The organism is Aquidulcibacter paucihalophilus (assembly GCF_002105465.1).
Classification (GTDB): Bacteria; Pseudomonadota; Alphaproteobacteria; order Caulobacterales; family Aquidulcibacteraceae; genus Aquidulcibacter; species Aquidulcibacter paucihalophilus.
This window is the reverse complement of record NZ_NCSQ01000137.1, coordinates 1-12,049: the sequence shown is the minus strand read 5'-3', so window position 1 is coordinate 12,049 and position 12,049 is coordinate 1. Positions and strand designations below refer to the sequence as shown.

10 protein-coding genes and 3 pseudogenes are annotated in these 12,049 nt (G+C 55.7%); 3 read left to right on the top strand and 10 right to left on the bottom strand.

Going from position 1 to position 12,049, the window contains the following annotated elements; genetic code table 11:
• From B7364_RS08805 to B7364_RS08790, 4 genes and pseudogenes are all read right to left on the bottom strand, one after another.
• Positions 1–310 (bottom strand): response regulator (locus B7364_RS08805; RefSeq protein ID WP_198534138.1); only part of this gene is annotated, 310 nt, incomplete at its 3' end.
• Positions 307–938, bottom strand: a pseudogene (locus tag B7364_RS18405) (RraA family protein). The pseudogene B7364_RS18405 and the gene B7364_RS08805, both read right to left, overlap by 4 nt.
• Position 939: 1 nt before the next feature.
• Complete coding sequence (locus B7364_RS08795) at positions 940–1,578, bottom strand: RraA family protein (protein ID WP_198534135.1); 639 nt, start codon at positions 1,576–1,578, stop codon at positions 940–942.
• 35 nt (positions 1,579–1,613) lie between these two features.
• Positions 1,614–2,279: an RraA family protein gene (locus tag B7364_RS08790; protein ID WP_085339626.1), complete on the bottom strand. Its 666-nt coding sequence runs from the start codon at positions 2,277–2,279 to the stop codon at positions 1,614–1,616.
• Between the two features lie 102 nt (positions 2,280–2,381).
• Here B7364_RS08790 and B7364_RS08785 point away from each other — a divergent pair, with 102 nt between their 5' ends.
• On the top strand, positions 2,382–3,290 hold the full coding sequence (locus B7364_RS08785; protein ID WP_085339625.1) for a LysR family transcriptional regulator: 909 nt from the start codon (positions 2,382–2,384) through the stop codon (positions 3,288–3,290).
• A gap of 949 nt (positions 3,291–4,239) precedes the next feature.
• Here B7364_RS08785 and B7364_RS08770 read toward each other — a convergent pair.
• The 6 genes from B7364_RS08770 to B7364_RS08740 form a co-directional block, all read right to left on the bottom strand.
• Positions 4,240–5,088, bottom strand: a complete 849-nt coding sequence (locus B7364_RS08770) for a CopD family protein (RefSeq protein ID WP_085339622.1) — start codon at positions 5,086–5,088, stop codon at positions 4,240–4,242.
• A 7-nt stretch (positions 5,089–5,095) separates the two neighbouring features.
• Positions 5,096–5,476, bottom strand: a complete 381-nt coding sequence (locus B7364_RS08765) for a copper resistance CopC family protein (protein WP_157893613.1) — start codon at positions 5,474–5,476, stop codon at positions 5,096–5,098.
• A gap of 16 nt (positions 5,477–5,492) precedes the next feature.
• Positions 5,493–6,842: a multicopper oxidase family protein gene (locus B7364_RS08760; RefSeq protein WP_198534133.1), complete on the bottom strand. Its 1,350-nt coding sequence runs from the start codon at positions 6,840–6,842 to the stop codon at positions 5,493–5,495.
• 10 nt (positions 6,843–6,852) lie between these two features.
• On the bottom strand, positions 6,853–8,253 hold the full coding sequence (locus B7364_RS08755; RefSeq protein WP_085339620.1) for a TolC family protein: 1,401 nt from the start codon (positions 8,251–8,253) through the stop codon (positions 6,853–6,855).
• On the bottom strand, positions 8,250–8,516 hold the full coding sequence (locus B7364_RS08750) for a metal-sensitive transcriptional regulator (RefSeq protein ID WP_085339619.1): 267 nt from the start codon (positions 8,514–8,516) through the stop codon (positions 8,250–8,252). Before B7364_RS08750 ends, B7364_RS08755 begins: the two co-directional genes overlap by 4 nt.
• A gap of 533 nt (positions 8,517–9,049) precedes the next feature.
• Positions 9,050–10,051, bottom strand: coding sequence for a TerC family protein (locus tag B7364_RS08740; RefSeq protein ID WP_269798774.1), 1,002 nt, complete (start codon positions 10,049–10,051; stop codon positions 9,050–9,052).
• 62 nt (positions 10,052–10,113) lie between these two features.
• Between B7364_RS08740 and istA the strand changes: the two are divergent.
• Together istA and B7364_RS08730 are read left to right on the top strand one after the other, a co-directional pair.
• A pseudogene (gene istA, locus B7364_RS08735) lies at positions 10,114–11,704 on the top strand (IS21 family transposase).
• Positions 11,670–12,008 (top strand): annotated as a pseudogene (locus tag B7364_RS08730) (ATP-binding protein); the annotation flags it as partial. The pseudogenes istA and B7364_RS08730, both read left to right, overlap by 35 nt.
• Positions 12,009–12,049 lie beyond the last annotated feature (41 nt).

The window sequence follows — 12,049 nt, the reverse complement described above, 5'->3', positions numbered from 1 at the left end:
CGCGCCCTAAGCCACGCCGTGGCCCTCGCCGGATGGATACGGTCATCATTATGATAGGTACAAATGGAAATTGGCTGTCGACGGCCGTCCGAGTCATTTTGGTGAACTCCAATCCATCGATCGGGAACATATTTAAGTCGACAATAACAATGTCGGGAGCTCCAGCTCTCATCAGTTCCATTGCATCTGCGCCGTCGCTTGCTTCTTTGACGATCCCGATACCCGCACCACGAAGGATAGCCACAACAATGGCTCGCATATGTGAGTTATCGTCGACGACTAGTACATAGAGGGAGTCTAGGTTGTTCACGCCATCTCTCTCCATGCCGCCAACCCCATCAGATCAAGCGTTGTTTCGCCTGCGCCGATTCGGGCCATCCATTCGGCCTCTTTGCGAATCCGGGCTTCACCACGCTGAAGGGTCGCCTCAACAAGATGCATGGGAATAACAACTACGCCGTCAGCGTCCGCAACTACCAGATCGCCAGAGCAAACTTGAGTGCCTGACAGCGAAATTGCTTTGCCAACTGAAGGCACCGCAGCCTTCAGCGTACCTCGAACCGATACCCCCCGGGCAAACACAGGAAAGCGGCGTGATTGGAGTGCGAGAATGTCTCTAACGCCGCCGTCAATGACAAGACCAGAAATACCGCGGCTTGTGCGAACACGGTTAAGACCTCGCCCCAATATCCGGCAATGAATCCGCGGGCGTCAACAACAAGGACCGATCCGCGCGGTGCCCTCTCCAGCGCGATTTGGATCCCAAGATTGTCCCCTGGTGCACATTCAATAGGGTAGGCTGGACCAGCAACCGCCGCGCCAGGCCAAACGGAACGAATGAATGGGTCAACCGATACGGATTGCAATTCGGCCGCTTCAAAAAGCGTAGCCGTACCATGTGCGAGGGCTTTGTTTAGGATTTCCTCCGAGTAAATCATGTCAGTTCTTTCGTTGCAAAAGATGATAGGCAGCGGCTTCGCGAGCTACACGAAGCGCTTCCCCCAAGACGATCCGGTCGCGGATATCTTGTTCGATATTCTCGATTTGACGTGCGATGCGTGCCACCTCCTCGGCCCGTCCTCGCGGCACGATGACAACGCCGTTGGCATCGGCAATGACAATGTCCCGCGCCTGAACCCGAACAGTGCCGACCGATATCGTAGCTCCGACTGCTTCGACCTCCACGCGGTCCTTTCCGGTGCGCATGAAGCGCCCTTTTGTAAATAGCGGATAGTCTTCGGAAAGTGCGCGCGCCACATCGCGGCAGACCCCGTCAATCACGGTGCCAGCGATGCGGTGTAGGCCGGCATATTGGGTCAGGATGTCACCCCAAACTGAGCAGTCGGTCCTGCCGTCATTGTCAAGCACAATGATGTCCCCTTCGGCTACATCGTCGATGAAATCGCCAACAGTGCCAGGCGGGTCTCCAACTGGAACATATTTCACCGTGAATGCAGGACCGATAATAGGCTGCGCGTAATTCGCTAAGGGCAATATCCCGAGGGCCTGACCATTCAAACCAAGCTTGTCTAAAGCGTCCGATACCGCGGCAGAATCTAGGCCTTGGAAAGCCACCACAAGGTTTCGATCCTTTATAGATTGAGACTTGATTCTCACTGGACAGGCCCTGTCGATCTAATGGCCTCGAATTGACGGTCGTGCATGATTTCGGTAACCGACTGACCCGCTCGCACTGCCGAAACCATTGCTTCCTGCCGACGCAATACATGTTCCCCAAGGCTCAACACTTCGTCGATCCATCGGGTTGGGATGAAAACCGTGCCACAACGATCCGCAATCACGTAATCACCTTCATAGACTGTCACGCCGTCCATCTCGACAGGGGTGCCAGATGCAATTTGAACTATTCTATTTCGAGCCGAAATCATGGTGACCTGTCGGCCAAAAACCGGATAACCAATTGCCTCGCTCCCCTCGATATCGCGGCAGTTACCATCAATTATGGATCCCCGTAGACCTTTGAATTTCGCGGCATTCGCAAGGATATCGCCCCAGCAGGAAACACGATCAATCCCGCCCGCAATCACCAGAATTCGGTCATCAGTCGAGATCGCGTCAATTACCGGCGTAATGAGATGGGCTGATGGCAAGTTATCGCCCTTCGGCCCAAGTTGCACAGTCGCGGCACGACCAACAATTTTGGGACAGTTCCATAGCGGGCGCAGCCCATAAGTTGCTCCCGGCAAGCCCAGAAAATCCAAGCTGTCAGATACTGTGTTCGTGTCGAGTAGAGCGAGGCGAGAAAGGGTGTCTGTCATTGGTTCCTCTGAAAGGATCAATCTCCAGATGAGGTCCAGCTTGTAATATGTAAAATCTTAACTTCCAATGTCTGTGATAGCCTTTTGCCATGAGGATGCATCATGTCTCAGATTGATTTCCGGCTTATTCGCCAGCTTTGGTCGTTCCTCGCGGTCGCGGAAGAAAGCCATTTTGGGCGTGCCGCAGCGCGCCTCGGCATATCCCAACCGCCCCTGACCGAGCAGATCAAGGTGCTGGAACAATCTCTTGGTTTGACCTTGTTTGATCGGTCCCGGAAGGGAACGCGGCTGAGTGCATCAGGGCGAGCGCTACTGCCGGCAATACAGAGATTTGCGGAACAAGTTCAGCACTTGGAGCGCACAGTCCGCGAGGTTGCTAAAGGACAGAGCGGTGTCTATCGGCTGGGCGCAATCACTTCGGCCATGCTTGAGACCGTGCCGGATTTTCTGGCCGAGATGCGTCTAAGGTATCCTCGGCTAACCGTGTCGATCCGAGAAATAGACAGTGTGGAGGCGATACCTTTGCTCGCCTCGAAGGAAATTGACTTTGCTTTCCTGCGCCTTGATGGTCCCGCTATTTCGGGGATTGGAACGCATCCCTTGACGCAAGACCAACTCGCCGTTGCTTTGCCTGCTAACCATCCGTTGGCAGAGTTGCCAAGCAATCGAATCATCTCGCTCGCAAGCGAGGATCTTGTTTTCTCCTCGCGGCGGGTTAGCCCACTCTATTTCGACAGGCTGGTTGCGACATGTCACGAATATGGCTTCACGCCGAGGATTATGCATGAGGTCCGCTCGGTTGCCTCTCAAATTGCTTACGTTAGCTGCGGTCAAGGGGTCGCTCTGGTGCCCTATAGTATGAAACAACTTGCTCCTGAGGGCGTTGTTGTTCGCCCATTAACGGAGCCCGTAAATGTCGTGACCGCCGCCGCCGCTTGGCTGAACGACCATGATAACCCGCTTGTTGCTGCTGCTGTTGATGTACTCAAGAACTCCGAAAGGCACCAGTGATTGGGGCCAATGCCCCAGCCCTTTGTTCCACGCTGGATGCCAATTGATCATTGGCAATGTCCATGGCTCCTGTTTCATTGGCCTGAATGGGGGCTGCTAGTTCATCGATGGCGATTTTCTTATCAATGCGACGGGATTTGAGAGGAGAAGGCTGCAGAGCCTTTAAAGGTAGCATTTGAACGTGAGCATAAGACTAATCTCCCTGTGGGAGTACCTAGCGTTGGAAGTCAATCACCGGGGCCGCCTGCGCGGCAAAGTCTCACCGGCCCACGCCAAACCAGACCTGCGAGGGCAAAGAGGCGTGAGCCGTCCCTTTCGGGACACCTCTTGAATGCCATTGCCCAGCAGGCTAACGGAGGTCTTTGACTAATATCATAAGTGCTTGATTTTATTTAATTATATAAATGACGACTTGTCATTTTTGACCCAAAATCAACGAAAATCAATGGCCCTTATCGCGACGGTCACGCGAGTTTGGTCACACCAATTCTGTCCAAACCGACGCATTTTTGCTTCTCACAAATTGCAAATTTTTGCAAATTTTGTGAACCGCGAGGATAAAATACTCTGGCCCTACTGGCAAGATATCCGCTTGTTCGGGGGCTCTTTTGGTGGTGGCTTGGCCCTGAGCCACTCCATAAGAAAGTGTACGTGGCCAGCGCATTTCCAGATCACCGTGACAATTAAAGTATGCTTTTGGCTAAGGGACCAACCAGGCCCATGTCGCTTGAGCGATGCAATGGTCCACTTAGCGGGCCTTGACCACCACCCACAAGCTAACAAAAAAAGGCGAACAGATCCTCCGAATAGTTGGCAGAAACGACGGGGCGGGGTCATCACCCATGCGCAAGTCCCTTAAGCCCGAAAGCAGACACTCATCGGCGACCTCGATCGGAGCACTTCGGCGACTTCGGCTGCGAGAAAATCTGCAGCACCGGTCCTCAATGGCTTAAGTCATGGGGGCAGCGATGGTTGTGGCGAATACAACTGCCAGGATTGCGCCGGAAAACAATGCAGAATCCAGCGCCATAGCACGCGCAAGCAGGAACCGGGCTCGAGGGGGATCTGTTTCGAGCACTCTGGCAAGGCGCAACCTGTTCCAAGCCCCTATGCAAAGTGCCATCACTGCGCAGATGGCCTTGATGGCAATCATAGTTCCGAAGGCAGAGCGGGTTAGGCCTTCGACGCCCCCGCCGAACAGCCAAGCCAACACGGCCCCGGCAATCATCAGCACCGGCACTGCCATGATCGCGATCTGACCAAAGCGGCGGTTACGTGCAGCCAACGCGACTGAGGAAAGGTGATTGGTTGGCCATAAGGTCATCGGTGCGCTTGCCCAGAACCCGGCCAACACCACATGCAGACCTACAAGTCCAGCGGCTAGCCACGGCATGTCTTGACTACGGGCATGGCCTGTTAGGCCAAATGCGAGTGCAGCCAGTATCGCCCCACTGGCCAGAAGCAGGCGTGACCGGAAGACCGCCCCTGCGACCAGTAAGCCAACCGCCAACGCTGAGGCAAAGATGGAGGTCTGTTGCATCTCGAAAACCAGACTGGCTAACCCCAAGGCACCGTCCCAGCCGCCGGCTAATTCCATCGCGCTTGTTGCAGTACGCGTGGCCACCGCAACGGCCAAGGCTGTTGCCGCGACGAGGATTGAGCGCCGCACCCATGCCTCACGGGTCGATATGATTCCACACGCCGCTTGCATGGAAAGACCAATGGCCAACAGCCCGGTGACAACCCACGCCGCTTTGGCGGAAAGACCCGCTAACCCCAGACCATCAAGGGTCAACATCAGGCCCTCAGCGCCGGGCAATGGTGAAGTTCACCGTACCAGACATGACGTGCCCGTCCTCTGCAATGACACGCCAGGTCAGGCGGTAGCTGTCAGGGGCCAGTTTTGGCAGGGGAATTGTGAAGGTTGTCGTGGCATTTGCGGGTGGCTGATAGCGAATTGGCACGGTTTCGCCCGTAGCTGTGCGCAATTGCACCGAGCCAAACCGGGCAGGATGCACATATGAGACGGTGAAGGTCTCGGGTGCGGCCTGCAGGACCGCATTATTGGCAATGGAGATGGCGCGCTCCATCGTATGTGCCTGCGCTATGCCAGACGAGGCCAAAAGAATGCCGGCGGACAAAAGGACGGCTCGGCAAATGCGTGGTGCTTTGATCTGGATGGGCATGGCTAGGATCTCCTGCTTATCGGACAGGCACGCCATCGCGTGCCAATTCCTCGGGTGTGGCTTTACGAGCTTCGGTGCCGGGCGGGTTCTCATACCAGCCAGGATCGCCATAGCTGGTAATGCCGGGTCGGACCTTTAAAATGGTGACAAGCCCGCCCATGGGAATGTGACCGCGCGGACCTTCGGCACCCACCATTGGGATCGAATTTTCCGGAACCGGCATGTGCCCCATGGCAACATGCTCGCCATGCTCCCCCATGCCATCACGGCCCATGATCATGGCTTCGGGCACCACATCCGCTGTGCGGGCTTGCAGCTTATCTGTATCAACGCCCACCATATTGGGCGCACCATGGCCCATCTGGTTCATCAAGTGATGTAGCATATGGCAATGCATCGCCCAGTCGCCGGGATAATCTGCACGAAACTCTACCGTGCGCGTGGTGCCAACAGGGACCAAGACCGTCGTTTCGGGCCAGCGTCCGGCTGCGGGGATCACGCCGCCATCGGTTTCAGTAACAGTCCAGCTATAGCCATGGATGTGCATCGGATGATGATTCTGCATCCCCAGATTGCCGAACCGGATGCGCACTTTTTGGCCTTGGGCAACGACCAGTGGGTCGGTCGCGGGGAAGACTTTGCCGTTTAAGGTGAAGACATTGAAGTCTGTCATTTCATTGGGGTTTGGACGACGGGCACCAGGCCTAATCTTCCATTCATGCAGCAGGATGGCAAAGTCGCGATCAACACGGGCGCTTGGCTTACGCGGATGAATAATGAAAAGCCCGGTGAGGCCTAATCCCATTTGCACCATTTCGTCATGGTGCGCGTGGAACATCAAGGTGCCATGCTGCACCAGCGGAAATTCGTAAAGCCAAGTTTCGCCGGGCGGAATATTGGGTTGGGAAAGCCCGCCAACCCCGTCCATACCAGACGGCAAGATCAAGCCATGCCAGTGTACGGCCGTCGGCGCACCCAGATTATTGGTCACATAAATGCGTAACCGGTCACCTTCGACAGCTTCAATGACCGCGCCTGCCGCTGCTTGGTTGAACCCCCAGACACGAGCCACCAAACCCGGCGCGAACATATGTTCATACTCGCCCAACGTGAGGTGAAACACTTTGACCCCATCGCGAATTTGGAACGGCACTTTGGTGGCGTTGGGAGCTACGACTGGCTGATAATCCTTGCCGGGCCTGCCAGGCGGATAGGCTTGGGTGTGAGCCACAGATGTGGCGTGCGCCCCGGCAGCTTGTGCTGGGTTTGCGGCGACCGCCACAGCACCAGCGGCCAGACCTGCTGCTAGCAGCATGCCGCGTCGGTCGAGGTTTGGGGTATCAGACATGGAATAATCAGCAGTCATGGCTTTGCCTTTAGTGGCCCGGCTTGGCGTCGCGCGCGCTTGGGGCTGGGTCTGATGCAAGTAGGGTCGTCTGGCCGGCCGGCGCGCCTGCCAGCAAAAGATCAAGTGCAGCTTGCGCGCGCCAATAGTCGGCCGTAGCCGCGATGGCGGCACGCCCGGCCTCTAAGCGTGCCCGGCGTTCCATCAGCAGTTCAAGAATGCCAATCTCCATCGCATTGAAGTCCCGCACGGCACCGTCAAAAACCTCAGCCGAAAGCGGCAGCATGGTGTTGCGGCGGGTGATCGCGATCTGTCGAGTGGCCTCAGCTTGAGCGCGTGCAATTCGAGCCTGTGCGCGCAATTCCAGCTCAAGGGCTTGCGCCATGGCCAGAGCGCGGCGCGCCGTTGCGCCCCGTCGCAATCGTTCGCCGCTGCCGAGGTCAAACACAGGTGCAGCCCATGAGAGACCGCTGCCTTGCTTCCATTCTCCCCCATCACGCTCACGTTCGGCATCTAAGGCAAGGTCGGGGAAAAGGGATGCAAACCAGCCGATTTCCTGATCCACGCGCGCAGCGTGCAAGGTTCCCGACGCCATGGCGAAGTCCGTGCTCGAAGCGATCACGCGAGCCTCGATATCGCCCATGCTGATTGGGCTGTCGGGTGGCGCGGCCATGCGTTCAAGCTCAACAACCAAGCCTGATTGTTCGCCCCGCAAACCTAGCGCGACGACAAGCGCCTCTTGCGCAGGCACAAGTGCAGCTTGGGCCTGTGCATGGGCAATGCCCGCCTCGGCAGCAAACAAGGCCTCGCGATCCCGCTCGATTTTTGCAATGTTGCCTGCCGCATACAGTGCCTCAGCAGCAGCGGCACTGGCTTGGGCGCTGTCATTGGCTTGCGCCATCAGATCTGCGTTTTGGCGGGCAGCAGCCAAGTTTATCCAAGCTAGTCGGGCCCCCATCGCCACGCCCAAAATCTCAGCAGTTGCTTTTGCCTCTTGATATGCCCGCTGGCCAGCAGCTGCTTTGCGACGATTGGGCAGGGACAAGAGGCGGCCGAGATCCAGTCCCAGACCCCATTTCAAACCAGTAGAGCCTGCATGGTCAGGCCGCAGCACCATCTGGTCCACTGAAACAAATCCAGGCACGACTGCCTGCAGATAGTCAGCCCGCGCTATCCCAAGCGCCTCGAAGGCTCCAATCACACGGGGATGATTGATCAGGGCAATCTCGACGGCCGCATCTGCGTTAAGCGGCTTTGTGAGCAAAGCGCGGACTCGGGATTGCTGAGTTGAGCCTTGGACAGTGGAGGGCGCGGCTCCCACATCGCGCTTAATGCGTTCCGAAAGGGCCGTCGCGCTTTCATCCGGCACATTGGCACAGCCTGCGATCATCGTGCAGCCTGCAGCTAGGATCAGGAGCACGCGATTGCTCATCGGCGGAATACCTTGATCAGTTCTTCGATCACACGCTGTTGCTCTGCAGGGTCTGGTGCCTTCATGGCTGCAGCGACGCAATGGCCCAGATGGCCGCGCAAGAGATCGGCCTCCACACGCCCTAAGGCAGCACGGGCAGCCTCAATCTGGGTGACCACATCGATGCAATAGCGGCCTTCTTCAACCATCCGGCTGATGCCACGCACTTGCCCTTCAATGCGCTTCAAACCGGCAAGCGCTGACTTTGCCGTCTCATGATCCATTAGCGGTCTCCGGCGAATATATACCCCTATGGGGTAGCTACGCCGGTTTACACTTTGAGGCAATCGGCAAGCTCACCTTACTTGCCGCGCAGCCCCGTGGGACACCCGAAGTTAGATCTGTACGATTTGAAGCTCTTGCGAGGCCAGCTCCTTGTGTCGTCAGATATCAAGCAGAATTGAAATCGAATTGTCTGGCAGGAATACCCGAAAAATGCCCATTGTTTGTTATGCGTTATCCGTCTGTCACCGTGATTGCACTCGCCACAGTGGGCGCGACACTGGCAGGATCTGCCATCAATTCGCGCCTCTTTGACTTTCCGATGGTGTTCGGCACCATGATGGTGATCGGACTTAGCATGTTATGTTTTGCTGGGATCTTATACTACAACAAGAAAGATCCCCCAAAGGTTTAGTCGCACAAATCAGTGCCGCCCAAACGATGGCAGCAAAGTCGTGGTTCCCAGCATTGACCCGTTTGGCATGCCAAGAACCACAATGTCTGCCTTGGCCGACAAGAAAGGAGGCTCTTGTTCCTATGCCGTAGTATTTGTCACTTTGCGGGTCTTCCACAAGGAGAAGAGGATGCCGCCTGCGATGAGTGCCATCGTAATCCCAAGCGACCATTCGGCTGGAAATTTCCCGCCGGGGAAAAGGTCGCCCATAAAGATTTTGGAGCCGATAAAGACCAGGGTCAGGGCCAAGGCGTACTTCAAATACTTGAAACGATGCACCATCGCCGCCAGCGCAAAGAACAAGGCCCGTAGACCCAAGATCGCAAAGATGTTGGACGTGTAGACGATATAGGCGTCGGATGTGATCGCAAAAATCGCCGGCACACTGTCAATCGCAAACACTAAATCGACGACTTCGACAAACATCAAAGCCAACAAAAGTGGCGTTGCAAAATACCGCAGCTTTCCAGTTTTTGGATCGGGCAATTGCACGCGAAACTTATTGCCATGCAATTCCGGCGTGACGTTCATACGCTTTTTCAGCCAGATTAGGATCTTATTGTCTGCCATGTCAGGCTCTTTATCGCCCTTCATGAACATCATAATACCGGTGCCGATCAGGAAGACGGCAAAAACATAGAGCACCCAAGAGAACTGGCTGACCAGCGCTGCGCCAACGCCAATCATGATCGCGCGCAACACAATCACACCGATTATGCCCCAGAACAGGACCCGATGCTGGTATTTTCTGGGAATAGCCAAATAGGTGAAGACCATGGAAATGACGAAGACATTGTCCATGGCAAGCGTCTTTTCAACGGCAAATCCGGTTAGATAAAGTTGCAACGCGGTCCAAGCGCGCTCTTCTCCCGTCACTGATAGAATTTGTGGGTCGATCGAGGCTGTCGGTGACGCATTATTGTACAGCATCCAGATAATGCCGGAAAAGCCAAGGCCAATCGCAATATAAAACCCGCTCATCTTGAGGGATTCAGCGACCCCAATTTCATGATCCTGCTTGTTTACAACCCCAAGGTGTTGATTGTCGCTGAGAAGTGACCCGGTAGAGGTACAAATTTTCATTGAGAATTGACCCATGTTTGAACTGCCCCTGGCTGAGAGTTGGGGGATGAGGAGTGATCAACATGGATTTATTGAGTGTGATACGCCGTTGGCATTTTCGCCAAGGGATGCCGATACGTGAGATTGAGCGGCGGACGGCATTGTCGCGCAACACGATCAGAAAGTATCTGCGCAGCGACATCTTGGAGCCGGTTTTCAAGACGTCAGTTCGGCCAAGCAAGCTTGATGAGTTTGCGGATAAATTGTCGGGCTGGCTCCTGATGGAGGCCAACAAGTCGCGCAAGCAAAAGCGCACAGCCAAGCAGATGCACGCTGATCTTGTGGTGTTAGGCTATGATGGTTCGTATGAGCGGGTTGCAGCCTTTGTGCGGGCCTGGAAGGCTGGCCGCCAGCGGGAACAGCAGACTAGCGGGCGTGGGACTTTTGTGCCGTTGGTGTTTGCTGCAGGTGAGGCTTTCCAGTTTGACTGGAGTGAGGATTTTGCCGTTCTGAGCGGCAAGCAGACCAAGTTACAAGTCGCTCATACCAAGTTGTCCCACAGCCGTGCCTTTATCGTGAGAGCCTACCCACTTCAGACCCATGAGATGTTATTCGATGCTTTAGCCCAAGCGTTTCGGGTGTTGGGCGGTGTTCCTCAGCGGGGCATCTTCGACAATATGAAGACGGCCGTGGACCGCATTGGTAAAGGCAAGATCAGGCAGGTCAATGCCCGCTTCGCCGCTATGGCCAGTCACTATCTGTTTGAAACGGACTTCTGCAATGCGGCATCTGAATGGGGCGAGCCCTTGGTGTGCCATTGGTTCAAGCCCAATGGCGAGCGGTCAAGTTGAATAGAACGTTCAAGATGCTCGCCGACGGCTATGGCAGCCAATGCCCAACTTCCCTCATATTGATGCGCTGATCGAATGGCTCGAAGATAGGTGTGTTGAACAATGGGGGATGATCCCCCATGGAGAATGGCCCGGTAGCGTCGCAGATTTGCATGCCGCCGAAGTGGCTCAATTAATGCCAATGGGTCGTGCCTTTGACGGCTTCGTTGAGCATAGCAAACGGGTATCGCCGACTTGCCTCATAATCTTTGATCGCAACCGGTACAGCGTGCCGGCATCGTTCGCCAATCATCGCGTAAGCCTGAGGGTCTATCCGGCACCGGTCGTGGTAGCTGCGCATGGGTAAATCGTATGCGAACACATGCGGATCATTAATCGGTCCCATCATGGCCCTGGCCAAACTATCTATGACTGGCACCATTATCTGGCGGTTATCCAACGCAAGCCTGGTGCCCTGCGTAATGGTGCGCCCTTTACCGAGCTCCCCCAAGCGTTCCAGAAACTACAGGGGCAGATCCTCAAGCGGCCAGGTGGCGATAGGGAGATGGCAGAGATACTGGCACTTGTGCTCCATCATGATGAGCAGGCTGTACTCTGCGCTGTCGAGCTTGCACTTGATGCAGGGGTGGCTACCAAAACCCATGTTCTCAACATCTTGCATCGCTTGAGCGACGCCAATGCGCCTCCCGCCCCACCAATCGATGCACCCCAGGCGTTGCGCCTTGCTCAAGAACCTGTGGCCAACGTTGAGCGCTACGACGGACTGCGTAACATAGGGAGGTTACGCCATGCTGCGGGGCCTGAAAATGTACGGCATGGCTGACGCGGTCAGCGACCTGATCGAACAAGGGGCACCAGCGTTCCAAGCTTCTGTGCCAATCCTGTCGCAGTTGCTCAAGGCGGAGATGACTGAGCGTGAGGTCAGATCCATCGCCTACCATATCAAGGCTGCCCGCTTCCCAGCATATAAAGACCTCGCTGGCTTCGACTTTACGGCCAGCGAAGTGAATGAGGCTCTTGTTCGCCAGCTTCACCGGGGGGACTTTACCGATAGTGCCGGCAATGTCGTGCTGATCGGCGGCCCTGGCACTGGTAAAAGCCACATGGCGACAGCGCTCGGCGTACAGTTGTAAAAGTTTAAACATGATCGGACGTTTGATATGAATTG

Excerpts from the sequence above, each read along its gene's own strand:
- B7364_RS08790 (WP_085339626.1), bottom strand. The coding sequence starts at position 2,279 with ATGACAGACACCCTTTCTCGCCTCGCTCTACTCGACACGAACACAGTA.
- B7364_RS08785 (WP_085339625.1), top strand. The coding sequence starts at position 2,382 with ATGTCTCAGATTGATTTCCGGCTTATTCGCCAGCTTTGGTCGTTCCTC.
- B7364_RS08770 (WP_085339622.1), bottom strand. The coding sequence starts at position 5,088 with ATGTTGACCCTTGATGGTCTGGGGTTAGCGGGTCTTTCCGCCAAAGCG.
- B7364_RS08765 (WP_157893613.1), bottom strand. The coding sequence starts at position 5,476 with ATGCCCATCCAGATCAAAGCACCACGCATTTGCCGAGCCGTCCTTTTG.
- B7364_RS08760 (WP_198534133.1), bottom strand. The coding sequence starts at position 6,842 with ATGACTGCTGATTATTCCATGTCTGATACCCCAAACCTCGACCGACGC.
- B7364_RS08755 (WP_085339620.1), bottom strand. The coding sequence starts at position 8,253 with ATGAGCAATCGCGTGCTCCTGATCCTAGCTGCAGGCTGCACGATGATC.
- B7364_RS08750 (WP_085339619.1), bottom strand. The coding sequence starts at position 8,516 with ATGGATCATGAGACGGCAAAGTCAGCGCTTGCCGGTTTGAAGCGCATT.
- B7364_RS08740 (WP_269798774.1), bottom strand. The coding sequence starts at position 10,051 with ATGAAAATTTGTACCTCTACCGGGTCACTTCTCAGCGACAATCAACAC.